At 65.3% G+C, this 24833-nt stretch carries 16 protein-coding genes; 8 read left to right on the top strand and 8 right to left on the bottom strand.

The window, feature by feature from the left end; translation table 11 throughout:
• Window positions 1-38: 38 nt before the first annotated feature.
• Window positions 39-1790: a ubiquinone-dependent pyruvate dehydrogenase gene (gene poxB, locus QP045_RS18005; protein WP_422516383.1), complete on the bottom strand. Its 1752-nt coding sequence runs from the start codon at window positions 1788-1790 to the stop codon at window positions 39-41.
• 349 nt (window positions 1791-2139) lie between these two features.
• On the opposite strand from poxB, the gene QP045_RS18000 reads away from it, so the two are divergent.
• Complete coding sequence (locus QP045_RS18000) at window positions 2140-5001, top strand: TonB-dependent receptor (RefSeq protein ID WP_422516382.1); 2862 nt, start codon at window positions 2140-2142, stop codon at window positions 4999-5001.
• A 314-nt stretch (window positions 5002-5315) separates the two neighbouring features.
• Here the strand turns inward: QP045_RS18000 and QP045_RS17995 are convergent, their stop codons facing one another.
• From QP045_RS17995 to QP045_RS17980, 4 genes are read right to left on the bottom strand one after another with little or no spacing between them, the layout of a single operon-like run.
• Window positions 5316-6569 (bottom strand): TolC family protein, encoded by a 1254-nt coding sequence (locus QP045_RS17995; protein WP_422516381.1) that lies wholly within the window; start codon window positions 6567-6569, stop codon window positions 5316-5318.
• The gene (locus QP045_RS17990; RefSeq protein ID WP_422516380.1) at window positions 6562-8973 is read right to left on the bottom strand and encodes an ABC transporter permease; all 2412 of its coding nucleotides are present in this window, start codon (window positions 8971-8973) and stop codon (window positions 6562-6564) included. Before QP045_RS17990 ends, QP045_RS17995 begins: the two co-directional genes overlap by 8 nt.
• 12 nt (window positions 8974-8985) lie before the next feature.
• Window positions 8986-9663, bottom strand: a complete 678-nt coding sequence (locus tag QP045_RS17985) for an ABC transporter ATP-binding protein (protein ID WP_422516379.1) — start codon at window positions 9661-9663, stop codon at window positions 8986-8988.
• A gap of 14 nt (window positions 9664-9677) precedes the next feature.
• Window positions 9678-10961: an efflux RND transporter periplasmic adaptor subunit gene (locus QP045_RS17980; RefSeq protein WP_422516378.1), complete on the bottom strand. Its 1284-nt coding sequence runs from the start codon at window positions 10959-10961 to the stop codon at window positions 9678-9680.
• An 86-nt stretch (window positions 10962-11047) separates the two neighbouring features.
• Here QP045_RS17980 and QP045_RS17975 point away from each other — a divergent pair, with 86 nt between their 5' ends.
• The 5 genes from QP045_RS17975 (at window position 11048) to QP045_RS17955 (ending at window position 17597) form a co-directional block, all read left to right on the top strand.
• Entirely contained in the window at window positions 11048-12343 is a 1296-nt protein-coding gene (locus QP045_RS17975) for a sigma-54-dependent transcriptional regulator (RefSeq protein WP_422516377.1), read from the top strand.
• A complete protein-coding gene (locus tag QP045_RS17970; RefSeq protein ID WP_422516376.1) occupies window positions 12333-13505 on the top strand; it encodes a sensor histidine kinase in 1173 nt (390 codons plus the stop codon). Before QP045_RS17975 ends, QP045_RS17970 begins: the two co-directional genes overlap by 11 nt.
• Before the next feature lie 87 nt (window positions 13506-13592).
• The gene (locus QP045_RS17965) at window positions 13593-14615 is read left to right on the top strand and encodes a LacI family DNA-binding transcriptional regulator (RefSeq protein WP_422516375.1); all 1023 of its coding nucleotides are present in this window, start codon (window positions 13593-13595) and stop codon (window positions 14613-14615) included.
• A 103-nt stretch (window positions 14616-14718) separates the two neighbouring features.
• Complete coding sequence (uxaC, locus tag QP045_RS17960; RefSeq protein WP_422516374.1) at window positions 14719-16134, top strand: glucuronate isomerase; 1416 nt, start codon at window positions 14719-14721, stop codon at window positions 16132-16134.
• Window positions 16131-17597 carry a mannitol dehydrogenase family protein gene (locus QP045_RS17955; RefSeq protein ID WP_422516373.1) on the top strand — a complete coding sequence of 489 codons (1467 nt, stop codon included), beginning with the start codon at window positions 16131-16133 and terminating at the stop codon, window positions 17595-17597. The genes uxaC and QP045_RS17955 overlap by 4 nt, the downstream gene beginning before the upstream one ends.
• Window positions 17598-17601: 4 nt before the next feature.
• Here QP045_RS17955 and QP045_RS17950 read toward each other — a convergent pair whose 3' ends face one another.
• Both QP045_RS17950 and QP045_RS17945 read right to left on the bottom strand, forming a co-directional pair.
• Entirely contained in the window at window positions 17602-18360 is a 759-nt protein-coding gene (locus QP045_RS17950; RefSeq protein WP_422516372.1) for a FadR/GntR family transcriptional regulator, read from the bottom strand.
• Between the two features lie 57 nt (window positions 18361-18417).
• Window positions 18418-19911, bottom strand: coding sequence for a UxaA family hydrolase (locus QP045_RS17945; RefSeq protein WP_422516371.1), 1494 nt, complete (start codon window positions 19909-19911; stop codon window positions 18418-18420).
• 162 nt (window positions 19912-20073) lie between these two features.
• Here QP045_RS17945 and uxuA point away from each other — a divergent pair, with 162 nt between their 5' ends.
• Entirely contained in the window at window positions 20074-21237 is a 1164-nt protein-coding gene (uxuA, locus tag QP045_RS17940) for a mannonate dehydratase (RefSeq protein ID WP_422516370.1), read from the top strand.
• Window positions 21238-22299: 1062 nt separating this feature from the next.
• Here the strand turns inward: uxuA and QP045_RS17935 are convergent.
• A protein-coding gene (locus QP045_RS17935; RefSeq protein ID WP_422516369.1) for an IS5 family transposase occupies window positions 22300-23057 on the bottom strand; the annotation gives its coding sequence in 2 pieces (ribosomal slippage) (window positions 22300-22736 and window positions 22736-23057; 759 coding nt in all).
• Between the two features lie 350 nt (window positions 23058-23407).
• Here QP045_RS17935 and QP045_RS17930 point away from each other — a divergent pair.
• On the top strand, window positions 23408-24793 hold the full coding sequence (locus tag QP045_RS17930) for a hypothetical protein (RefSeq protein WP_422516368.1): 1386 nt from the start codon (window positions 23408-23410) through the stop codon (window positions 24791-24793).
• The last annotated feature ends 40 nt before the right edge of the window (window positions 24794-24833 follow it).

Here is a 24833-nt window from a genome sequence, read left to right as displayed (position 1 = left end):
GGGCAACCGGCCGGGACGCCACCCGAAAACACCGAACCTCATCGCAGCAATCGGCCGAGAAGCCCGGTATTCGTTCGCCCAAGTTCTACCAGGGCATCGCCCCTGCCGCTCAGCACAGCCTTCGCCATGTAGAGCGTGAAACCCTTCATTTGGGCGAGCGTGACCTTTGGTGGCATGGTCAGCTCGCTCCGTGCGGTGACGGCATCCAACAGAGCGGCACCGGGATGCGCCAACACCTCCCGCACTCCCGCCTCCACGTCGCCCGGATCGGTTACACGCACGCCATGAATGCCGATCGCGCGAGCCATCGCGGCGAAGTCCGGGTTGTCGAGCGCGACCCCCGTCTCGATCATGCCGGCGACCTTCATCTCCATTTCGACGAACCCCAGGGTGCCGTTGTTGAAGACGATGATCTTCACCGGAAGCCTCAATTGGCGGACGGTCAGCAATTCTCCCATGAGCATCGCCAAGCCGCCGTCCCCCGACAGCGTTATCACCTGCCGCGACGGATAGGCGGCCTGGGCTCCGATCGCCTGCGGCAAGGCATTGGCCATCGATCCGTGATTGAAGGAGCCGAGCAAGCGGCGACGCCCGTTCATCGCGAGGTAGCGCGCCGCCCACACCGTCGGCGTTCCGACGTCGCAGGAGAACACCGCATCGTCCGCTGCCATCTCGCTCACCAGACGTGCGACATGCTGCGGGTGGAGAATGCCGCTTCCCGGCTTGCCCTGGGCCAGATCTTCCAGCCCTTTTCGTGCCTCGGCGTAGTTCTTGCGCGAGGAAGCCAAGAAAGCGCTGTCGCGCCCGCCCGCAAGCTTCGGTAGCAGCGCGTCGATCGTCACGCCGACGTCGCCCACGACTCCGATGTCGATCGAGGTCCGGCGTCCGAGGTTCGCCGGTCTGAGATCGACCTGTGCGACCTTTGCTTCGGTCGGATAGAATTGACGGTACGGGAAGTCTGTGCCGAGCATGAGGAGCGTGTCGCACGCCATCATCGCCTCATAGCCGCTGGAGAAGCCGATCAGGCCGGTCATGCCGACGTCGTAGGGATTGTCATACTCGACGAACTCCTTTCCGCCGAGCGCATGCACGATGGGCGCCTGGAGTCTCTGCGCGAGCGCGAGCAGCTGGGAATGTGCAGTGCGACAGCCGCGACCCGCGAGGATCGTCACCCGCTTAGCGTCATTCAGAAGTGTTGCCAGCCGCTGCAGTTGATCGGCGCTCGGGACAACAACGGGCGCGGCGGGAAGGATCGCCTCTGCTGAGCGCGCGAGCCCCCCCGCCGCCTCGCGCAGCGCCACATCGCCGGAAATGGAAACGACAGATACGCCACTGTGCCCGACGGCTGCCCGAATGGCGATTTCCAGCGTCCGCGGCATTTGCTCGACGTCGGCGATGGTCTCACAATAGACGCTGCACTCGCGGAACAGGGACTCCGGACGGGTCTCCTGAAAATACTCGGAGCCGATCTCGGCGCTTGGCACCTGTGCAGCGATGGCGAGCACCGGCGCGCGACTGCGATGGGCATCGTACAGCCCGTTGATCAGGTGCATGTTGCCCGGCCCGCAAGACCCCGCGCACACTGCCAGCTTGCCGGTCAGCTGCGCCTCGGCGGCGGCGGCAAAGGCGGCGGCTTCCTCGTTACGAACGTGGATCCATTCGATCTTTCCCTGCCGCCGAAGACTGTCGGTGAGACCGTTCAGGCTGTCCCCGACCACACCATAGATCCGCTCTACCCCGGCCAAGTGCAGGGTTTCCGCAAACAGATCCGCGATCGTGGGCTGGGACAAGGCACTTCTCCGGAAATAGCGAACTGCGGGACCAACGCGGCACGCGACGAGGGGATGCGTCAAAATTACCCAGGGCTGCGCGGCGTGGCCACAGTCATGCAGCAAAGGATTATTACCGAGCCATTCAGGACTCACCCTTTGTTACAAATGACATGTCAGAACGCGTGTGAGGTTAACAATGTAGTTACGGTTTTGGCGATCTCAGCTCATCGCCAGTTCTTAGTTGTGCCGTGTGTTTATCGGGGCAAGTGGAGTCCCGATTCAAGCCTCGAACATATTGTTCTTATCTCAATAGCAAATTACCTTTCTCTTATAGCGGGGCAAACCCGCAACATCAGGGAGAGCAAGGATGCATACCTTCAAGGTGGGTTTGCTGATCGGGACGATGTTGGCTGCGTCGCCAGCCCTCGCGCAGGATGGTCTTAGTCCTGAACAAGCGTCACCCGCACCGGCGCAAGATCCATCAGCTGTCATGGAAGATGGGCAGGATGGCACGGCCTCTGGCGACATCGTGGTCACTGGCATCCGAAGCAGCCTTTCAACGTCGGCGCGCGTGAAGCGCGACGCAAACCAGATCGTCGACAGCATCTCCGCTGAGGATGTCGGGAAGTTTCCGGACGCCAACGTCTCGGAATCCCTCCAACGCATTACCGGCGTCGCGATCGACCGGTCCGGTGGCGAGGGGCAGTTCATCACCGTGCGTGGGCTTGGGCCCGAGTTCAACACGGTGCTGGTCAACGGTCGCATCATGGCGACCGACAATCCTGGCCGAGAATTCTCATTCGACGTGCTGTCTTCGAACATGATTCAGCGCACCGATGTCTTCAAGTCCAGCGTGCCCGAGCTTCAGGAAGGGGGCATCGGAGCCACCGTCAACATTATCACAGCGCGCCCTCTGGATCAGCGCGACGGGTTCCACTTCGCCGCATCCGCAGGTGGCATCTATGACACTTTGCGTGAAAAGGCCGGCCCGGACGCATCGGCCGTCGCATCATGGACCAACCCCGACAAGACGTTCGGCGTCGTTCTGTCCGGGGCCTATTCCAAGCGGAAGAACCAGGCGGATCAGATCGCGATCGACGGGTGGATCAACGGTCGCCCGGACATCATCTCGATGATCAACGACCAGCCTACGCTGCTGACCGGATCGGACCCGCGCTACCCGCGCGAGGGCAACGTCAATGTGCCCCAGAGCCTCTATTATCAGCGGGTCGAGGAAACGCGCGAACGGATCAATGTCGCCGGTTCGGTGCAATACCGCCCCGCCGACAATCTGGAGATCACGGTAGACGGCATCTATTCCAAGTTCGACGTGTCCGGCGTGGTGCGCAGGATGGATAACTTCCTGGCGGCGCCCTATTTCGAGCCGACGTTCAACGAAAACGGGACGGCGACCAGCCTCGGCATGATTGGCGCCGACTTCATCGCCCTCTACCCGCAGTTCCTGGAAGACAATCGCGACCGGCTTACGAACAACGGGCTGAACGCAAAGATCGACCATGTCTACAACACCACGAACCGCCAGTCGGACAGCTACCAGGTCGGCGGAAACGTCAAATGGAACCCGACCGACGGCGTCGAACTGCGGTTCGACGCGTCGAAGACCGGGGCGAATCGGAAATCGCCGAGCCGCTACCTCGTGATCGGTGCGCTACTCCCCTATAGTTATCAGTTCGACGTCGCAGGCGGCGCCGGCCTGCCAACCGTGGGGTTCGATAACAACATCATCAACGATCCCGACCGGATGCGCCTCCACTATATGTCCGTTGACCGGAACACGTCGCGGGACCGTGGATCGGAATTCCATTTTGATACCAAGTTCGATGTAAACGACTCGGTCTTGCGGTCCGTGTTGATTGGCGGTTCTTATACAGAACGTCGGAAGATCAACCGGTCCTTCAACAACAGTGACACCAACTGCACCTATTGCGGATATCAGGTCCCGATCGCTCAGGGTCTTCTGAAAAGTTACGAGTGGGGTGATCTGCTCGGAACGGGGACCACCATCCCTCCGACCCTGTTCGAGTTCGACGCGGACGCGATGCTTGCCTATCTCAACAACCCCGCAACGCTCGCGATCCCGTCCAATGGACGAACGCCAGAGGAACAGGCCGCGTTTGCGGCACGCCTCCTTGCTCTGCCCGGCGGGCCATTCGGGGTGCGCGAGCAGCTTCGGGGCACGGTGAACGTCCAGGAAAAGCTGACAGCCGGCTACATCGCCATGCAATTCGGCGGGTCGAACTGGACCGGAAATGTCGGGGTTCGCGTGATCAAGACCGACGTCGTCTCGTCGGGTTTCAACACCCCGGTCACCAGTATCACCAACACCCCCGGCGATGACACTCTGCAATACACCTATGGTCCGGCAACGGCCGTTTCGGTGCGGAACAGCTATGTCAACGCGCTGCCGTCGGCCAACATCAAGATCAACATCACCGACAATTTCATCACGCGTGCTGCGTTTTCACAGACAGTGACACGCCCGACGCTGACCGATCTCGGCGTGAACAATAATTTTGGCGGACGGATTTCGGTGCCACAATCGTCCGGCGGCAATCCGGGCCTGTTGCCGTTCAAGTCGACCAACTATGATCTGTCGGCCGAATGGTATCTTTCCTCGGTCAGCTACCTGAGCGTAGGCGGCTTCTATAAGGATCTGAGCAACTTCCTGGAGCTTCAGACGCTGCCGGTCGTCCGCTTCGGCCGCACGTTCCAGGACACGCGTACCCGCAACGGCCAGACCGGCTATATCCGCGGCATCGAGGTGGGCGGACAATATGCGTTCGACTGGCTGTCCGGCTTCGCTTCGGGCTTCGGCGTCACCGGCAATTACACCTATGTGGACAGCAAGGTGCAGCGCGACCAGACGCTTGCGGACTATGACTGTGGCTATAACGGCCTGTCGCCACACTCCGCGAACGGAAGCGTGTTCTATGAAAAGTTCGGGATCTCCGCCCGGGCCTCGTACAACTGGCGTTCCGATTATCTGCGCTCATGCCGTTCCAGCCAAGGGCGTCCGCGCAACCGCTCATCCTATGGCCAGTTCGATTTCAATCTTGCGTATGACGTGACCGAGAACGTGCAAGTCTACCTCCAGGGCGTGAATGTCCTGAACGAGAAGGTCAACGAGTGGTCTGCCATCGAGGAGCGCTATCTGCTCCTCGAGGAGACGGGCGCGCGGTACAATTTCGGTGTGCGCGTGCGGCTCTAGGCACAGGCATTGATGGAGTACCGGTTACCGGGACGCTTCAACGGAGCGGGGGGCTTTCACGCAAGCCCCCCGCTTCCGGTGACAGAGCCACGTCGCCGTGAGTACGGTAGCTTAGGCGAGAGGTCGTCGGGCAGGGTGGGACCGACGTCTCATCATTCTGGCCGCAAGATCGAAATGGCATCGTCGCCGACAACGGTCGCCCACTCGCGGATGCGCCAGCTGCGTACGAGGCCGTTGTTCACATACGCGTCTCCCCTTCCCGCCAAGCGCCGGATGACCCGGCAATTCCGAGGGCGGCCCCAGCGCTCCCGCTGTCATTGCGTGAACGCCGCCTCCGTCATCCGTCCCGTCGCGCGCAACAGCGCGGCCTCCGCATTGAGCACGTCGCTGCGGCTGCGCGCCACGGAAAGCTGTGCGCTTCTGAAGCTCTGATCCGCAACCAGGATGTCCAGCGTCGAGCGAAGATCGAAGCCATATTCCGCTCGTACGCCCTTCAGCGCGAGATCGGCCGCGGCCAGGCCTTCGATGTCCGCTTCGAGACGACGGCGGGCCGCGGAGAGCGTGCCCCAGGCGGCATCGACCTGACGTTCCGCCTCGCGCTGCGCCGCCTCGGTGGTGAACTGCTCCGCGCGGAAGGTCGCTTCCGCCTGCCGGACCCGCGAGGCAACAAGCCCACCGGTGAGCAAGGGGATGCGCAGGGTGAGCCCGCCGCGCGCGGCCGCCTCATAGCCGCGCAGGTCGCCGTGGACCCGCTGCGCCCCATAGCCATACGCACCACTGAGCCCCAGGGACGGGGCCCGCTCGGCGCGCTCCCGATCGATCTGCGCCGCTGCCGCTTCCGTCGCCCGGCGCTGCCGCAGCAGCATCGGATTGTCGAAGCCGGCTGCCTCTCGCGCGGTCTCGATCGTCGCAGGCAAAGCGGCGGGTGTGGGAATTTCCGGCGAAAGTGCCCCCACGGGAGGCCGGCCGACGATCGCCCGATAGGACGCGGCAACGGCCGCCAAGCCGCCCTCTGCGTCGGCCAGGTTGCCGACCACCGAGGCGCGTTGTGCCTCCAGCTGCGCGACATCGGTTCGCGTCGCCTGGCCCAGGTCCAGCCGCGCGCGGGCTTCCGCCACCTGCCGTTCCAGCCGCTCGATCCCGACCCGCGCCACTTCCACCGCCTGTTGCTGGTAGAGAAGATCGGCATAGGCAGCGACAACGCTCTGCAGGATCGCAGCCTCGGTATCGCGCACCCCTTCCGCGCCCGCAGCGACCTGGCGCTGCGCGGCCCGAACGCTCGCGGACACCCGCCCGCCGGTCCAGATCGGGAGGTTTGCGCCGACCGTGCCCACGCCGCCCGTACCACTACCGAAGCGATCATACCCCAGGTCGCCGTTCGCCTCCGCGACCAACCGCCCTTCGGCACGAGCCTGTTGCGGCGCCTCGGCCAGCGCCTCCTGTCGGGCCCGCGCTGCGGCGAGCTCCGGGTTGGTTTCATAAGCCGCCGCGATCGCTTCGCGCAGCGTTTCGCCCTGCGCGGGCTGGATCGCCAGCAGCAGCGATGCGGTTGCAAGCCACTTAGTCATGGCGAAGCGCCCAAGCCGGAGCCGCACGGCTCGCGCGCAGCGACTGGCCGATGACGGTCACCACTGCGACGATGGTAGCGACGAGGCTGCCCACCAGGAAGAAGAGCGGGGAGAGACCGACGGGATCATCGAACCCGGCCAGCCAGGTGCGCGCGGCGACGAATGCCAGCGGCCAGCCGATCAGATTGGCCAGCAGCACCGGTCGCAGGAACTCGCCCACCAGCAGCTTGACGATGTCGGTGGCCGACGCACCCAGCGTCTTCCGGATGCCGATCTCCTTGACCCGCCGAGCCGTGTTGAACGAGGCCAGCCCCCACAACCCCACGCAGCCGATCAGGACCGCAAGCCCGGCGCCGATCGCAAACAGCTGAGTGGCCTGTTGGTCGTCACTGTAGAACAGCGCGAGGCGTGCGTCCGCGGTGTCCGCGTCGAACGGAACCTGCGGCACCGTGCGCTGCCAGACGCCGCGCATTGCCGCCAGCATCGCCCTCGGGTCGCCCTGGAAGCGGACCGTGGCAACCCGGCCCTCACCCTCCTCGGGCTGTCGGAAATAGATGTAGAAGGCAGCGCTGTTGGGCTCACGGGGTGAGTAAAAGCGCATGTCGTCCACCACGCCGATGATCGTGCGGGGATAAGTTGTTCCGCCAACGCTTTTGCCGATGGCATCCTGCGGCGACCGGAAGCCGAGGGTGGTGACGGCGCGCCGATTGATCACGATGTTCCGAGCCTGCCCTTCCGGCAAGCCCGCAGCGTCGTCAGCGCCATGCGCTTCGTCAAACAGACGTCCGGCGATCACGCGCGCGCCATAGGTCTGGAAGAAGCTGGGACCGACCTCGATCCATCGCACCGACGTACCGAGACCCGGCGTGCCCGCCTGCTTCAGGTTGGTAGCCTGGTCTTGGCCCGTGCCTCCGGCCGCGCCGTCTCCCAACGCGACGGACTCGACGCCCGGCAGTCTGCGGATTGCGGCGCCGACCGCGCGCCGTTGGGCCAGCGTGAGGGCGCTGTCCCCCATCGAGCGGACGATGAGCAGTCCCTCGCGCTGAAAGCCGAGATCGGCCTGCTGAACATGCCGGGTCTGGGCGAAGAGTACCAGCGTCCCGACAATGAAGGCGCTCGCGAGCCCGAACTGGAAAACTACCAGCGCCTCACGGATGCGGGTTCCCGCGCGACCGCCGCCCGGTGCGCGCGCGGAGGCAAGGACCGCCGCGGCGGGGAAGCGTGACAAGAGCAACGCGGGATAGATACCCGCGGCGATGCCCACCACCAGCACCAGGAGCGCCAGCGCCGGCACTACGACGCCATAGGGTATGGTGAGCGAGTGCCCGCCCGCCGCGTTGACCAACGGCAGACCCAGTTCCGCCAACATCAGGCCAATCAGCGCTGCGAGCGCAACGGTGAGCACCGCCTCACCCAGGAACTGCTTCACCAGTGCACCCTGGTCTGCGCCCAGGACTTTGCGCATGGCGACCTCGCGCGCGCGGAGTCCCGCACGCGCCGTCGCCAGGTTCACATAGTTGACGATCGCGATCAGCAGCGTGAGCAGGCCAACCAAACCCAGTGTCACAATCGTGATCTTGCGGCTCGAGGATGCGGTTAGCTGCGGCTCCAGATGCTGGCGCGCCACGGGGAGCAGCGCGAGCTTCACGTGGTCGGACGCCTTCTCGCCCAAATCAGGTCGTCCCCGGCGTGCGACAAAGGCGGGTAGCTTCTGTTCAAAGACACGTGCCGCCTCGGGCGTTTCGAAGCGAAGGAAGGTCTGAAGACTGCTACCTCCCCAGCGATACCAATTCTCGTCGTCATGGACCCTAGGCATCGGAACCAGGATGCCGAGCTTGAACTCGCTGTTCTTTGGAAGGTCGCGAAACACGCCGCCGACGCGATAGTTTTTGGATGCGATCGTGATGGTTTGCCCGACGGGATCGCTGTTTCCGAAGTATTTCCGGGCTATCGTTTCGCTCAACAGCGCGCCAGTCGGATCCTTCAGCACCGTTGCGCCGTCACCACGCGCCATCGGCAGGCGAAACACGTCGAAGAAGCTTGGATCGACTTCGGCAACGTCTTCCCGAACCGCGACGCCGCCGCGAAGCACGGAACTCTCACCGCCCCCAATGCGGGTGCCTACGACGCCTGGAAAGTCCTCCTGAATCTGCTCCAGCAGTCCTGACATCGTAGAATTACTGGGGCCGTTGAAGGGACTTCCGGGGAAATTCCAGATGCTCTGGACGGTGTAAATCTTCTCATGCTCCGGCAGCCATTTGTCATAGCTGGTCTCGAAACGGACGTAGAGGCTGAGGACCAGGAAGACGGCGATGCCGACGGCAAGGCCCCCGATGTTGAGCGCAGCATAAAGCTTGTGGCGCGTGAGCGAACGATAGAGCGAAAGTAATGCGAAGCGGTTCATGGCTCGGCTCCTTCAGAGCGCGCGCGCGACGGATGCGACGATGCGGCCGTCCAGCATGTCGATGCGGCGGCGCGCCATGTCGGCATGGCTGGGCGAGTGGGTGACCATCACGATCGTTGCGCCTTCGGCGTTGAGGCCGGTGAGAATGTTCATCACCTGCTCGCCGTTGGCGGTATCGAGGTTGCCGGTCGGCTCGTCGGCCAGGATCAGCTTGGGATCCCCGACGATCGCGCGCGCGATGGCGGCGCGCTGCTGCTGACCGCCCGAAAGCTGATGAGGATAGTGACGCGCCCGGTGCGCGATGCTGACCTTGTCCATCGCCGCGGCAACGCGGCTGCGGCGGTCGCCGGCGCTCGCGCGATAGGCGAGGCCGAGCGCGACATTCTCCTCGATCGTTAGCTCGTCGATCAGGTTGAAGCTCTGGAAGACGAAGCCCAGCGTCTCGCCACGAAAGCGGGCGAGCGCCTTTTCGTCCAGCGCGGCCAGGTCGCGGTCGTCGAACAGATAGCGCCCGCCCGTAGGTCGATCGACCGTACCCAGGGTGTTTAGCAGCGTCGACTTGCCGCAACCCGAAGGTCCCATGATGGCGACGAACTCACCGGCTTCTACCGCAAGGTTAATGTCGTGAAGTGCCGTCGTCTCGACCTCGTCGGATACGTAGCGGCGCTGGATGTTCTCAAGACGGATCATGTTCGGGTCCTGGTCTAGCGGAGGTTCAAGGTGTCGCCCTTCACGGACGGCAGATTGGTGATGAGGATGCGGTCGCCCGGGGTGAGCCCAGACAGGACCTCCACCTGCTCCGGATTGCGGCGGCCGATCCGGATGGGCCGGCGGCGGGCATGGCGCCCGTCCGGGTCGACCACGAAGACGCTGTTCCCGCCGCCGCCATCGAGCCACCCACCGACCGGTACGACCAGCGCGGGCGCGGTGCTGCCGAGCGTGATCCGGCTGTCGAGCGTCTGACCGCGGTTGAGACCAGCGGGCGGACGGCCGCTGAACGTCAGTTCGACACGGAAGCGCCCTTCCTTCACGGCTGGCAGGACCTTGCTCACCACAAGCCTGGCGTCCTGCGCGGTGGCCGGTTGGCCGACATGCACGCGACCGAGATAGAATTCGTCGACGTCAGCCTCCAGCTTCCACGATCCCTCGCTGTCGACCTGACCCGCCGGGTCGCCGGCTTTGAGCGTCTGGCCTGGCTGGATCGTGAAGTTGGTGAGGCGGCCCCCTGCCGGTGCGCGGACGACCAGCGCGTCCAGGCCCGCGCGCACTGCGGCAAGGTTGCCTTGCAGCCGGTTGCGGGTGTCGGCAAGCCGTGCCGCCTGAATGCCGGTGATCCGGGCTTCTGCAGCACCGCCGCTCTGAAGCTGTGCGAGGCGCTTCTCCTGATAGGCGGCCTCTTCGGCAAAGCTCCGCAGGCCTGCGTCCGCTACAAAACCCTGCTGGTGCAGCTGCTCACGGATACCAAGTTCACGTCGCGCCGTGAGAAGATCGTAGTTCGCCTGAGCAATCTGCGCCGCACGGTCCAGTCGATTGCGGGCGATCCCCAGATCCTCGCCAGCGACCTGCCCAAGCTGGCTCGCGATCCCCGCCTCGCGCGTGAGCACATCGAGCTTGAGTTCTGGGTTGGCCAGCGTGGCCAGAGCTTGACCCGCGGCCACCATCGCCCCGTCCTGCACCACCAGTTGCTCGACCTGCCCGCCCGACAGCACCCCGACGAGGGTGGTGACGCGCGGCGCTACGGTCGCTCGAACCGGCAGATAATCGGCAAACGGCGCGCGCACGGCGCTGCCCATCTCGATGTCGGCGGTGGCGACATCGGTCGACCCCGCCGCCGGCAGAAAACGCCAGATGCCGATCGCGGCGACAAGGATCAACGCCGCAGCGATGGTCGCTGGACGCCGCCACCACGGCTTGGGCTGGGCCTTCACGCGGCGATCCATCGCCGCGCCGGGAGAAGCTGTTGCGGTTGCGGGCTGTTCAGTCATCATGCGAACAGTGTCCCGCAGTTCCGCGGAAAACAGAAAATCGTGCGAAAACAATGGTCAACGAAGAATCATCCGCGGTGTCCCCGTCCATGTCCGGACAGACTGTCCGGGATCGGACAGGAGAATACGCGTCAAGCGACCACACTATTCTGCTGATCGACGACAATCCGGAAGTAGCGCGCGCGATTTCGCTCGCATTTGATTGCGAAGGCTACGGGCTGGACTCTGCCTCGACCCCGGAAGAAGCATTCTCGATGCTGGCACGTCGCCGCTACGACGCAATCCTGCTCGATCTCAACTTTACGCGCGGGCAGACGAGCGGTGCTGAAGGTTTCGCAACTCTCGCCCGGATCATGGCCGACGACCCTTCCGCTGCGGTGGTCGTGATCACCGCACACAGCGGCATCCGCATTGCGGTGGCGGCCATGCAGGCAGGAGCGCTGGACTTCGTGATCAAGCCGTGGCGCAACGCCGATCTGATCGCGCGGGTCACAGCCGCCATCGCCAAGCGGGAGCGCACGCGCGCCGGTGCCGCGACTACACCGGCCGTTCCCGTCGCTACCGGCTCCGCTGCAGGCACCGGCTTGCAGCGATTGCTCGGCGACAGCCCGCCGATGGTCGTACTGCGGGATTTGATCCGCCGGTCCGCGCCATTGGCTGCAGGCGTCCTTATCTCTGGACCTTCGGGCGCAGGCCGTTCCCTGATCGCCGCAATGCTGCACCAGGGGTCGCCGCATGCCGACAGCACGGAGACGGTCGTCGACGTGCGCGACCCTGCTGGTTGGGAGCGGATCGAACGGGCGACAGGAACCCTTGTGCTACGGCATCCCGATTTCCTCGACGATGTCGCGCAGGAACGGCTGGCGAGTTCGATACCGGCTCGCGCCCGTCCGATCGGCATCGTCGACGACTGCCGGCCGTTGATTGCGCGCTTGCGGGCACGGCTAGGCACTATCGAGCTGGCCGCCCCGCCCCTCGATCAGCGGGGCGACGATGCGCTGCTGCTGGCGCGCCATTTCGCGCGCGACATTGCCGCGCGGCATGGCCGTGCCGCCCCGCCGTTCACCGCCTCGGCGGAGGCGATGATCCTGTCGACACGCTGGCCTGACGAGGTGCGCGGGCTCCAGCAGGCGGTCGAACGCGCGGTGTTGCTGGACGACACGGGCGTCATCGACGCCGCCGCGCTCGCCCCCCGGCTTGTACAGGCAGTGGCCGCGGTCACACCGCCGGCCGCGGCACCGCTTGGGGTTTCGCTTGAGGACTCCGAGCGGGTGATGATCGAGGCGGCACTGCGGCACCACCGGCACAATGTCTCGCACGCGGCCGCGGCGCTCGGCCTCAGCCGCCAGGCACTTTATCGCCGGATGGAACGCTATGGACTCTAGGCGCGCGGCCTATCGCAGGGGCGCGGCCATCGTCACGGGATGCCTGGTGCTGGTCGGGGCGGGCGCCGTCATGGCCTGGGCCGCCCGTCACGGCTTCCTCGCCACGCTCGCGGTCGCAACGTTCACCGCCCTCTGGGTGGTGGTGCTGTTCGTGTGGGGCGGCGTCAGAAGCGTGGACAAGCCGTCGTCTTCCACGAGCCGCGCCGCCGACGGGTTCGAGGAAGAGCGCGTCCTGCTGCATGTGCTTTTGGATCGCGCGCCCGGCGCACTCCTCGCCCTTGAGCAGGGTCGGAACGTGCGCGCGCTCAACCGCGCCGCGCGCCAGCTGTTCGCCACCGACGACCGGGTGCTCCCCGTTCCGCCGGCCCTGCTCGCCGCAGACGTACAACGCCTGCGCCACGGCGGCCGCAGCTGGCGGATCGACCGCGTCACCGTTCAGGATGCGCGCGCCGCACGCACCGTCGTCGCCTTAGTCGATGTAGAGGCGGAGGAACACGCAGCGGAGGCGCGGGCAACCCGGGAGCTGCTGCGGGTGCTCGGCCATGAAGTGATGAATGCGCTCGCCCCCGTCGCCTCTCTCGCCGAAAGCGCAGTCGCCGTGCTCGACGCGCCGCAGGCTCGTCGTGACCGGCTGCTGCCCGAAATCCTCGGCACACTGTCCCGGCGCGCGGATGGGCTGCGCCGGTTCACCGAAGCCTATCGCCAGGTGGCGCGACTCCCTGAGCCGAGCCTGGAGCCGATAGGCATCCCCGATCTGTTCGCCGAGATTGCCCGCCTGTTCGAAGGCGAATGGCAGGCCCAGGCCTCCTTGTCGCTAGGCGAAGTGCCCGCCGTCACCGTGTCCCTCGATCAGGCGCAAATCATCCAGGCACTCCTCGCCTTGCTGCGCAACGGGGTGGAGGCGAGTGCCCCCTCCCCCGCGGCCGTTGTCCGGCTGGCAGCCACGGCGGCGAACGGGCGCCTCACCTTCCAGGTCAGCGACAGCGGCCCCGGCGTCGATCCGGCCAATGGGGCGTCGATCTTCCTGCCCTTCTTTACGACCAAGCCGGACGGCAACGGCATCGGCCTGGCCGCGGCTCGCCAGATCGCCCAAAGTCATGGCGGCGATGTTGTCCTGTTGCCGGGCGCGCCGACGACTTTCGAACTCTTCGTGCCCGTTTGAGGCTCAGAGCGTGGCCGGCGTTCGCGTTGAACATGCCCGTCGAGATCGTGCTGGCAACGATCCGCCGTTTCTCGCTATGGTTACGCTATGACCAAGGCGTCCCAGCCCACCATCAACGACGTCGCCCGCCTTGCGGGCGTCTCGAAGAAGACGGTCAGCCGGGTCATCAATAACAGCGACCTGCTCAACGACGACACGCGCAAGCGTGTCGAGCAGGTAATCGCCGAGCTTGGCTACACCCCCAATCCTCAGGCGCGCGCGTTGGCGTTGCGTCGCAACTTCGTGATCGCTCTGATCCACGATAATCCGAACGCGCAGATGGTGCTGGGCGTCCAGCACGGCCTGTTGGAGGTGTTGCGGGACACCGAGTTCGAACTGCTGGTCCACCCGGTCGACCGCGGCGACCCCGATATGCTCGGCGAAGTCCGCCGGTTCCTCGAACGCCAACGCCCCTATGGCGTAATGCTGCTCCCCCCGATCTCGGAGAACGACCAACTCGCCGGCCTCTGTGCCTCGATCGGCTGCCGCTATGTCCGCATGGGCTCCGCACCCTTCGACGTCCCGCAGCACATGGTGGCATCCAATGATCGCGAGACGGTTCGCCACGCGATCGACCATCTGATCGAGGCGGGGCACCGCCACATCTGCGTCATCGCCGGTCCCCGCGGCTTCCGCTCCGCGCTCGAGCGCCAGGCCGGCTATGAAGAGGCCATGACCGCAGCCGGCCTGCCGTTCGACCGCACCTGGATCGCGCCGGGCGACTATACGTTCGAGTCCGGGATGCGCGCGACCGAGCGGCTGCTCGACCTGTCGCCCCGCCCCACCGCGATCTTCTCGTCGAACGACGAGATGGCTGCCGGCGCCATTCATGTCGCGCGCCAGCGTGGGTTGGAGATCCCCGCCGACCTGTCGATCATCGGCTTCGACGACACGACCATTGCCTCCCACCTTTGGCCCCCGCTCACCACGGTGCGCTGGCCGATCGAGACGATGGCCCGAGCGGCGGCGCTGAAGCTGATCGGCAACGGTGTCGGCGATGACGGCGACGAACACGCGCTGTTCCTGTCGACGTTGATCCGGCGCGCCTCGGTTGCAGCACCGCCGGCCTGAGATATCTGACAAATTGGCTGGACACGTACCGGCCGCTTTTGCATCCTCCCGCTCGACTGCAAGGCGGCTTCGTCCGCCCTCCCTCTCTGCTCGAGGCCGTTCGATGACCAAGCTTTCGCTCCACCCTGATCGGCTGTTGCCGGCCGAGCCGACCACCCGCGCGATCGCGCGGCGGCTGCACGAGCGGATCGCCGGGCTCCCGATCCTCTCCCCGCACGGACATACCGACCCTGCATGGTTCGATCGCAACGAGCTCTTCGGCAACCCCGCCAGCCTGCTGATCGTCCCCGACCATTATGTCTTCCGCATGCTTTACAGCCAGGGCGTGCCGCTGGAGGATCTGGGGGTGCCCCGCGTCGACGGCGGCCCGATCGAGGCCGATCCGCGCGCGATCTGGCGGCGCTTCGCCAGCCACTATCACCTGTTTCGTGGCACGCCTTCGCGCATGTGGCTCGACTGGGTGTTCGTCGAGATCTTCGGGCTCGACGAAGTGCTGTCCGCCGCCAACGCCGACACCTATTACGACACCATCGACGCCGCGCTGAAGCAGGAGGCGTTCCGCCCGCGCGCGCTGTTCGAGCGCTTCGGCATCGAGGCGATCGCCACCACCGAGGGTCCGCTCGACCCGCTCGACCATCATCGCGCGATTCGCGCCAGCGGGTGGCAGGGCAAGGTCATCACCACCTATCGCCCCGACCCCGCGCTCGATCCCGAGTTCGAAGGCTTCCAGCAGAACGTCGAACGACTGGGCGAACTGGCACGCGAGGACGTGTCGAGCTGGAAGGGCTATCTGCGTGCCCATGAGAACCGCCGCGCCTATTTCCGCGAAGTCGGCGGCGCCACCGCGACCGACCATGGCCATCCCAGCGCCGCCACCGCCGACCTGTCCGAAGCCGAGGCCGAGCGCCTTTACGCCCGCGTGCGCTCCGGCAGCTGCACAGCCGAGGAAGCAGAGCTGTTCCGCGCCCAGATGCTCACCGAAATGGCACGGATGAGCATCGAAGACGGCATGACGCTGCAGATCCACCCCGGCGTCCACCGCAACCACAATAGCGCGTTGATGGCGCGCTTCGGCCGCGACAAGGGTGCCGATATCCCGATGGCGACGGATTTCGTCGGCGCGCTGCATCCCCTGCTCAGCCGCTATGGCTCCGACCCGCGCCTGACCATCATCCTCTTCACCCTGGACGAAGACAGCTACACGCGTGAACTCGCGCCGCTTGCCGGCCATTATCCGGCACTTCGAATCGGGCCGCCCTGGTGGTTCAATGACAGTCCGGAAGGGATGCGCCGCTTTCGCGAACGCGTGACCGAGACCGCAGGCTTCTACAACACCGTCGGCTTCAACGACGACACCCGCGCCTTCCTGTCGATCCCCGCGCGGCACGATGTCGCGCGGCGGATGGACTGCGCGTTCCTCGCGCGCCTGGTCGCCGAGCACCGGCTGCCCGAGGAGGAAGCGCACGAAGTCGCGCAGGCGCTGACCTATGATCTCGTCAAGCAGGCCTACAAGCTGTGAGCGCACGCCTTTCCGAAGCGGCCCTCGCCACCCTCCCGCCCGATGTCGCCCGCCCCGCCTATGATCGCCGCGCGGTCAAGGCCGGGATCGTCCACCTCGGCATCGGCGCCTTCCACCGCGCGCACCAGGCGGCGTTCTTCGACGCCGCGCTCGCCGCCGGCGACCTGCGCTGGGGCATCATCGGCGTGTCGCTTCGCTTCCCCGGAGTGCGGGACCAGCTGGTGCCGCAGGACGGGCTCTACACCCTGGTCGAGCGCGATGGTGACGCCCGCCGCCTGCAGCTGATCGGCGCGGTGCAAACCGTGCTGGTCGCGCCAGAGGATCCCGCCGCCGTGGTGGCCGCGCTCGCCAGCCCCGACACGCATCTCGTCACGCTGACCATCACCGAAAAGGGCTATAAGCTCGATCCGGCGACCGGAGCGCTGATCGAAGCGGATCCGGACGTAGCCGCCGACCTCGCCAGCCTCGATGCCCCACGTACGGCCCCTGGTTTCCTGGTCGCGGCGCTTGCCAAGCGTCGTGCTGCCGGCCTCCCACCCTTCACGGCGATCAGCTGCGACAACCTGCCGCACAATGGCGCGCGCCTTGCCCAGGCGGTGTTGCGCATGGCGGCCGCCCACGACGAGGATCTCGCAACCTGGATCGAGGCCGCGGGCGCGTTTCCGCAAACCATGGTCGACCGCATCGTCCCCGCCACCACCGACGCCGATGTTGCCGATCTCGCGGCGGTGCTCGGCGTCGAGGACCAGGCAATGGTCAAGACGGAGCCCTTCACCCAGTGGGTGATCGAGGACCGCTTCACCGGGGCCCGCCCCGACTTTGCAGCCCTTGGCGTCCAGCTGACCGACGATGTTGCCCCTTGGGAAGAGGCGAAGCTCCGGCTCCTCAACGGTGCCCATTCCGGCATCGCGTATCTCGGCGGCCTCGCCGGCATCGACTTCGTGCACCAGGTCGTCGCGCTGCCGGAGGGCCGTCATTTCGTCCAGCGGCTTTGGAACGAGGCGGCAGCGACGCTTTCCCCTCCCCCGGGTCTGGATGTCAGCGCCTACCGGACCCAGTTGATGGCGCGCTTCGCCAATGCCGCGCTTCAGCACCGCACCCGCCAAATCGCGATGGACGGCTCGCAGAAGCTGCCCCAGCGGCTACTCGCGACCATCGCCGCCCGCCGCGCGACGGGCGCTCCGTGTCCTGCGCTGGCACTCGCGGTCGCGGCATGGATGCGCTGGCAAGGGGGGGTGGATGATGCGGGCAATAGCTTTACGGTCGACGACCCCCTTGCCGCCCGCACCGCCGCGGCGCTGGAAGGTACCGACACCGCCGAGGAGAAGGTCGCGGCGTTGCTAGCCATCGACGCGATCTTCCCGCCCACGCTGAGGAACGACACCGGTCTAGCGCAGATGCTGGCGGCCTGGCTCCATCGCCTGACCACCGAGGGTGCGCGGGCGACAATCGCCCGGCTGTAGAGGTTCAGCGGATCGCGGAAAAGCGGTTCGCACGGTCGCGCAGCTGGGCGGCCTCAGCGCGAACGCGTTCCAGGGCGTCGTGCTGGGTGGCCTCGAGCAAATGCTCGATCACCCGCCCCAGGTGTCGCCGCATCGCGTGGCGCGCAGCATCCGGATCTCCGGCAGCGATCGCGTCCAGGATGGCGCGATGGTCCTCGATCCGGGGCTTCACCCCCGCTCGCCGCGCTCGGTCGAGCATGGCGACGCAAAGGGGGGAATGGTGGCGCACGTCCCACAGCGTTTCCACCGTCAGGACCATCGCGGTGTTGGCGGTAGCGCGCGCGATCTGGCGGTGAAACTCCCGGTCCGCGAACTCGTCGGGGCTGTCGATCGCGTTCTCGGCGATCATCCGCTCAAGAATCTCGCGGAGCGCCGCTATATCCTCTTCGCTGCGCGTGATCGCGGCCAGCGCCGCGCATTCCCCCTCCACCAGCCTGCGTGCCTCGATCAGCTCGAACGCGCCGATGTCGAGGTCGGAGGGCTGGAGGAGCCCCGGCGCATTGGCCGTGACATAGACTCCGGATCCGCGCCGTGCCTCGACCAGGCCCAGGATCTCCATGCCGATCACGGCTTCGCGCACGGTCAGGCGGCTGACGCTGAAACGTTCGACCAGTTCGCGCTCGGTCGGCAGTCGATCACCCGGGGTAAAGCGGCCACTGGCAATGTCCGCCTGAAGGGCGTCGATGATCGCCTGGTAGAGCTTGCGCCCGGCGCCTCGGGTCATGCTGGGTTCCTGCACCCTTGCAGCCTAGGCGGCACCGGAGCCGCTGTCATCCCTGCCTCAAACGGTGACCCCCTGCTTCCACAGGGCGATCTCACGCTCGCCGTTGCGCTCGGCACGCGTCTCGCGACCAGAGGCGGTCGCGATCACCAGATCGAGCAGCCGCTCGGTCACGACTTCGGGCGCCTCGCCGTCGAGGAGCGGGCCTGCATCGAAGTCGATCCATCCCGGCTTGCGCTCAGCAAGGCTCGTGTTCGAGGCGATCTTTAGCGTGGGCGCGGGAAAGCCCATTGGGGTGCCCCGCCCGGTGGTGAAGAGGATTACGGTCGCTCCTGCCGCCGTTAGCGCGGTCGAGGAAACCGCGTCGTTACCGGGTGCCTCCAGGAGGAGGAGGCCCTTCTGGCGGACGCGTTCGCCGTAGCGCAGCACATCGACCACCGGCGCACGCCCCGCCTTCTGCACCGCGCCCAGCGACTTTTCGTCGAGCGTGGTGATGCCTCCCGCCTTGTTGCCGGGCGACGGGTTTTCGTAGACGGGCTGGCCATGGGCGATGAAATAGCCCTTGAAGTCTTCCACCAGCTTGCAGATTTCGCCGAACACGGCCTCGTCCTTGGCCCGCGCCATCAGAATGCGCTCAGCGCCGAAGATCTCCGGGATCTCCGTGAGGATCGGCGTCCCGCCTGCGTTCGCGACGGCGTCGGCGACGCGCCCGACCAGCGGGTTGGCCGACACTCCGGAAAAGCCATCCGAGCCGCCGCACTTCAGCCCCAGCACCAGTTCCGATAGCGGCACCGGCGCACGCCGGTCCTGTTCCGCGATCGCCACCAGCTCCTCGATCATGGCGAGGCCGGTTTCATATTCATCGCTCACCATCTGCGTGGTGAAGGACCGCAGCCGATTGCGGTCGATCCCGGGCGCGGAGGCGAGCAGTGCATCCATCTGGTTATTTTCGCAGCCCAACCCGATCAGCAGCACGCCGCCGGCATTCGGGTGCTGGGCAAGGCTGGCGAGCATGGTGCGTGTGTGGTCGAGATCGTCCCCCAACTGCGAACAGCCATAGGGGTGCGGAAATGCATGGATGCCGTCCACCCGCCCGCCAAAGCGACGCTCGGCCAGCTCTGCAAGGCGCCGGGCGGTCCCGCCGACGCAGCCGACGGTGCACAGCACCCAAATCTCATTGCGCGTGCCGACGGCACCGTTCGCCCGTCGATAACCCTCGAAGGTGCGCGGCGCGACCGGCGCCAGCTCCTCGGAGGCCGGCGGCGCATAGGAATAGTGCTGAGCCTCTTCGAGTAGTGTGCGCACATTGTGGGTGTGAACGTGTGCGCCCGCCGGGATGTCCAGCGTCGCACGGCCGATCGGCCAGCCGAACTTCACCACCTCTGCCCCAGCCGCCATCGCGCGAGCGGCCAGCTTGTGCCCCTTTGGCACCGGCTCACACAGCGTCACCGGGCCTTGCGCCAGCGTGACCGTCTCGCCGGCCGGCAGGTCGCGTAGCGCCGTCGCGACATCGTCCCGCGGATCGACCTGTAGCGCGGATTGGACAGTGATCATGAAGAAGCACCATTTGTGGAATTGTTCAGATAACTTTTGACGAGCATCTCTGCAAGAAGCGGGGCGACGCACTGCGACTTGTCTGACGTGCAGGTCCGCACTAGCCTGTCCGCGACCGCCGCGGCGGTTCCACGAAAGCGAAGGTCTTAATCGCCCATGATGATGACGCAGACGATGCGCTGGTTCGGACCGGCTGACCCGGTAAGCCTGGGCGACATTCGCCAGACTGGCGCCACCGGGGTAGTGACGGCACTGCACGAGATTCCCAACGGCGCCGTCTGGCCGCAGGAGGCGATCGCGGCGCGCGAGGCGCAGGTCGAAGCCGCAGGGCTCGCATGGACCGTTGTCGAAAGCCTGCCGGTCCACGAAGGCATCAAGACGCGCACTGCGGCATGCGAACAGCTGATCGATGCCTATCGCGAGAGCCTGCGCAACCTTGCGGCCTGCGGAATCAACGTGGTCACGTATAACTTCATGCCGCTGCTCGACTGGACCCGCACCGACCTGGCGTGGCCGCTGCCGACCGGCGCACGCGCGCTGCGCTACGATCCCGTCATGGTCGCGGCCTATGACCTGCACATGCTGCAGCGCCCGGGTGCCGAGCGCGACTATGACGGCGACATGATCGAGACCGCCAACCGCGCCTTCCACGCGATGGACGAGGACGCGCGGCTGGGCCTGGAGCGCACGATCATCGCGGGCCTACCGGGAAGCGAGGAGCATTTCACCTCCGCCGAGTTCCTGCGCTCGATCGGTACCTATGACGGGATCGACGCTGCGCAGCTTCGGGCCAACCACGTGGCCTTTCTGGAGGCAGTGTGCCCCGAAGCGGACGCGCTCGGTATCCGCCTGGTCGTCCATCCCGACGACCCCCCCTTCCCCATCTTCGGGCTGCCCCGGGTGGTGAGCACCGAGGCGGATGTCGCGGACCTTTTCGCCCGGGTTCCGGCCGCCTCGAACGGCCTGTGCTTCTGCACCGGATCGTTCGGCGTCCGTGCCGACAACGATCTGCCGGGGATGGTCGAACGCCTCGGCAACCGCATCGGCTTCCTCCACCTGCGCTCGGTCCAGCGCGAGCCCGGCGGCGCCTTCCACGAGGCCGAGCATCTTGAGGGGAGCGCCGACATGCCGGCCGTCGTGGCCGCGGTCTACGCGCTCCAGCAGCGCGAACAACGGTCGATCCCGATGCGACCCGACCACGGCCACCAGATGCTGGATGATCTCAACAAGCACACCAACCCGGGATATTCGCTGCTGGGTCGCATGCGCGGCCTCGCCGAACTCCGCGGATTGGAGCGCGGCATCGCAGCGGCGGCTGGGCGCTAACAAGCTGGAAGCTGCTCTTCCAAGGACGCGCCGCAGAGCAAGGTCCTCTGCACTAAAACGGGGCGCCAAGGCCTCATCGGCGGGGTGACGGAACCGCGGAGCTGAGGCTCCGCGGCTTGGCAGGCGTCCGCGCTGCTAGAACGAGCATAACGCCGGCCAAGCCAAGGTTCTGCTTAAAGCGACTTCAGTCTATCGTAAGCGGGCGCCGACGCGCCGCCCAGACTCACACGAATTCGCAACCACAACACCTCGTCCCCGTAAAGGGCGAGCACTGCCTGCTGCGGGCTACGCTCATCCGATCGTTGCAACGTCACCAATGCACCGGTCGAACGATCTTCTACGCTGATGCGAGCGCGCCCATTGCACCGGCGCCAGCATAGACAGCTGAGCCTGCGATAAGTGATAGAGGCTTTCGCACGGGCAGACCGTCCGTCGGTTGAATGACTTTTGTCCGTCGATGAAAGGTTCGATCTTACGTGGCATCTGGCAGCAGCGCTCGCCGGCAGACCAGTGTACCTATCCGCGTGGTGGCCTGGAACGTGGTCCCGAGACTTTGCCCCAGATCTCCTTTCATCGGTAACCTGGACGACATCATCCGGAAACGCAGCGCCGTCATTCAGCTGGCGTGCGCTGGGCCCCCTCAGCGTTCCCGCCCCGGCCATTCGACAGGCAGGTCGACTGCCCCGGGGCGGTATCCCCTTTCGGGGCCGAAGAAGCGATGGACAGGATCTCTCCGCCTACGAAACCGAACTAACGCCAGGATCTACGGGCTCTTCGCCGACGGACTGAGAATACGCATCCACTTTCTGCGCCACATGGCCGGACCGAGGGAAAAATGGCGGCGCGGTTGGGCGGCAGATTGTCGCGCCAAGCGTACTTGGCAGTCGATCGGCCACCCCCTCCTCGATGGCTCAAACCCCACAGCCATCCTTCGGCCCCTCAGCAGCAGCGGTTCAGGCTCGCCCGTGAATCGCGGCCCCTGCAGTGCAACAGCGGGCGCCCGCATGGGCGGTGGGTCGGCGCTGTTACCGGGCGCAGCGCCCTAGGGTCAGGACTCATTGGTCATAGCCAGAAGATGACGGTGGCGGCGAGCGCGATGGCGGAGAAGAAGGCGGTCGGGCATCGATCGTAGCGCGTTGCGACCCGGCGCCAGTCCTTCAAACGGCCGAACATGATCTCGATCCGATTGCGACGCCTGTAGCGGCGCTTGTCGTATTTGATCGGTTCGTTGCGCGATTTTCGGCTTGGGATGCAGGGCATTATGCCTTTCTCCTGGAGCGCATCCCTGAACCAGTCAGCGTCGTAGCCCCGGTCGCCGAGCAGCCATTGCGCCTTCGGCAACTCGTCGAGCAGAGCGGCCGCGCCGATATAATCGCTGACCTGACCCGCGGTCATGAAGAAGCTCAGAGGACGGCCGTTGGCATCGGTAATGGCATGGAGCTTGGTGTTCATGCCCCCTTTGGTGCGGCCGATCAGGCGCCCGAGACCCCCTTTTTTACCGCCAGGCTCGATGCCGTGCGGTGCGCCTTCAGATAGGTCGCGTCGATCATCACCGTCCTGCGCTCAGCGCCCGCCAAGGACAGCCCCTCCATCATCCGCGTGAAGACACCCATCTCACCCCAGCGCTTCCAGCGGTTGTAGAGCGTCTTGTACGGCCCATAATCCTTTGGTGCATCACGCCAGCGCAGCCCGTTGCGGTTCACGAAGATGATCCCGCTCAGCACCCGTCGATCGTCTACCCGTGGTCTGCCGTGGCTCTTCGGGAAATACGGCGCCAGCCGCGCAATCTGCTCATCCGTCAGCCAGTACAGGTCGCTCACATCCAGTCTCCTCACGGAGCCTGAATCAGATCGCAGCCCTCACATCAATGGGTCCTGACCCTAAGCCGCCTCTCCCTCATTTCCAAAGGTTGAATCGTGGCTACGATCAGTCGCTGGCAACGTTCAGGCCATGCGCCAACTCGCTCCCGATCGAACCGGCTCCGCGTGGGTTCTCCACACCTTGGCAGCAGTGCCGAAGCACAGCGGTCCGTTCGTGGCACGTAATATCGATTTGCGCTCTTACTGTTACTTATATAGCTATGGGCTGCTGAGGTCGTTCCCCCGTCCGAGCTCAGCTTGCGCCGGCGACGTCAATAGGCGCGCTGGCCTTCCTATCTCAAGGAGAGGCTATGAGGCGGCACCAAATCTTTATCGGCATGGCTGTGACGACAGGCATTGCGACGCTCGCCGCCGCGGCAAGTGTGTTGACATCAGACACACTGGAGCCTGGCCTTATCAAGGCTCCTTCCTCCAGTCCGTTAGAGGCCCGGACCTCGGCGCAACAGAGCGCGCCGGCCAGTACAGGTCAGTCGTTGGGGGTGGCCGCAGCAGCACCCATCCTTGCGCTTTCGGACTCGGAGATTAACACCTTCCACGACAGCGAGACGATGAAGTGCGGCACGGAGAAAGTTCATATCGACGGGCCGGTCAGGGTGTTCGAGGATCAGTTCAACGTCATTCACATGACAGTATCCGATCCTGACGCCAAAGGCTGGCAGTGGACCGGCTCGGTGACGGGTTTCACCAACTGGCCGGACAAGACCGCGGCGCTCGATTGCAGCCCGGTGATGATCGGCAATGTCGGCAACAACAATCAATCCCAATTCGATCAGAAGACCTGGATACAGGCGTTGTACTTCAACGCCGGTACCATCTACGGCTATGGCCACGGAGACTATTTCGGAACCCGCACCTCGGAAGCAGGATGTCATCAGGGCGGAACGTCCGACGGGCTGCCGAATTGCTGGTATTCGTCGATCCCGGTGTGGACGGCGCAGCCGATTTCTAGTGCGAACCGCCATCTTAGCTTCTCCAAGATCGCCGGCGCGCCGAACCATGTCGCCATCTATCCGCATGCCCAATATCCCGGCCATTCGAATACGCCGGCGGCTGGCTGGATCGGCTATGGAACGCCATCGAACATCGTGCGAGGGCGCAATCAGGACGGTACGCTCGACGGCTATTGGTACATGTACGCCTACAGCAATTCGACGCCGGCCTATGGCGGCCAATCCAAGGGCGTCTGCCTGTTCCGCAGCGCCGATCCATCGAACAAATCGAGCTGGCGTGCCTGGAACGGAAGCACGTCCGCCCCGGCCTTCACGCAGACGATGGGCAATCCCTATACGACCACCAATCAGCCATGCGCCCCAGTCCAGCCGGCGCTGTTCAACACCTATGTCCGCAGCGTCGTGTGGCACAAACCGTCGAAGCACTACATCGCGATCTTCCGCGATTCGACTTCGGTGCGCTATGCGACCTCCACCGATTTGCTGACGTGGAGCGCCGCGCAGACGTTGCTGACATCGAGCAGCAGCGACGCTGTATATCCGGTGACGATCGATTTCGATGGCGGCGACTATGGCGACGATAACTTCGATCGCATGTACGATAACGGAAAGACGTTCCTCTTCTATCGCAAGTCGGTGGCATATGGGCATACGCGGATCACGCGTCGCAGGATCAACGTAACCAACTATGCGGCCGATGTACCGGGATCTGGCAACCCTGGATAAGCCAGATGAGGGCGAGCAAATGCCTGATCGGCAGGAGGAT

The sequence above is a fragment of the Sphingomonas sp. 3-13AW genome (genome assembly GCF_049311085.1).
GTDB lineage: Bacteria > Pseudomonadota > Alphaproteobacteria > Sphingomonadales > Sphingomonadaceae > Sphingomonas.
This window is presented reverse-complemented; position numbering and strand designations above follow the sequence as displayed.

Bases quoted from the DNA above. Each gene is read 5' to 3' on its own strand.
- QP045_RS18000 (WP_422516382.1), top strand. From the start codon at position 2,140: ATGCATACCTTCAAGGTGGGTTTGCTGATCGGGACGATGTTGGCTGCG.
- QP045_RS17995 (WP_422516381.1), bottom strand. From the start codon at position 6,569: ATGACTAAGTGGCTTGCAACCGCATCGCTGCTGCTGGCGATCCAGCCC.
- QP045_RS17990 (WP_422516380.1), bottom strand. From the start codon at position 8,973: ATGAACCGCTTCGCATTACTTTCGCTCTATCGTTCGCTCACGCGCCAC.
- QP045_RS17985 (WP_422516379.1), bottom strand. From the start codon at position 9,663: ATGATCCGTCTTGAGAACATCCAGCGCCGCTACGTATCCGACGAGGTC.
- QP045_RS17980 (WP_422516378.1), bottom strand. From the start codon at position 10,961: ATGATGACTGAACAGCCCGCAACCGCAACAGCTTCTCCCGGCGCGGCG.
- QP045_RS17975 (WP_422516377.1), top strand. From the start codon at position 11,048: ATGTCCGGACAGACTGTCCGGGATCGGACAGGAGAATACGCGTCAAGC.
- QP045_RS17970 (WP_422516376.1), top strand. From the start codon at position 12,333: ATGGACTCTAGGCGCGCGGCCTATCGCAGGGGCGCGGCCATCGTCACG.
- QP045_RS17965 (WP_422516375.1), top strand. From the start codon at position 13,593: ATGACCAAGGCGTCCCAGCCCACCATCAACGACGTCGCCCGCCTTGCG.
- uxaC (WP_422516374.1), top strand. From the start codon at position 14,719: ATGACCAAGCTTTCGCTCCACCCTGATCGGCTGTTGCCGGCCGAGCCG.
- QP045_RS17950 (WP_422516372.1), bottom strand. From the start codon at position 18,360: ATGACCCGAGGCGCCGGGCGCAAGCTCTACCAGGCGATCATCGACGCC.
- QP045_RS17945 (WP_422516371.1), bottom strand. From the start codon at position 19,911: ATGATCACTGTCCAATCCGCGCTACAGGTCGATCCGCGGGACGATGTC.
- uxuA (WP_422516370.1), top strand. From the start codon at position 20,074: ATGACGCAGACGATGCGCTGGTTCGGACCGGCTGACCCGGTAAGCCTG.
- QP045_RS17930 (WP_422516368.1), top strand. From the start codon at position 23,408: ATGAGGCGGCACCAAATCTTTATCGGCATGGCTGTGACGACAGGCATT.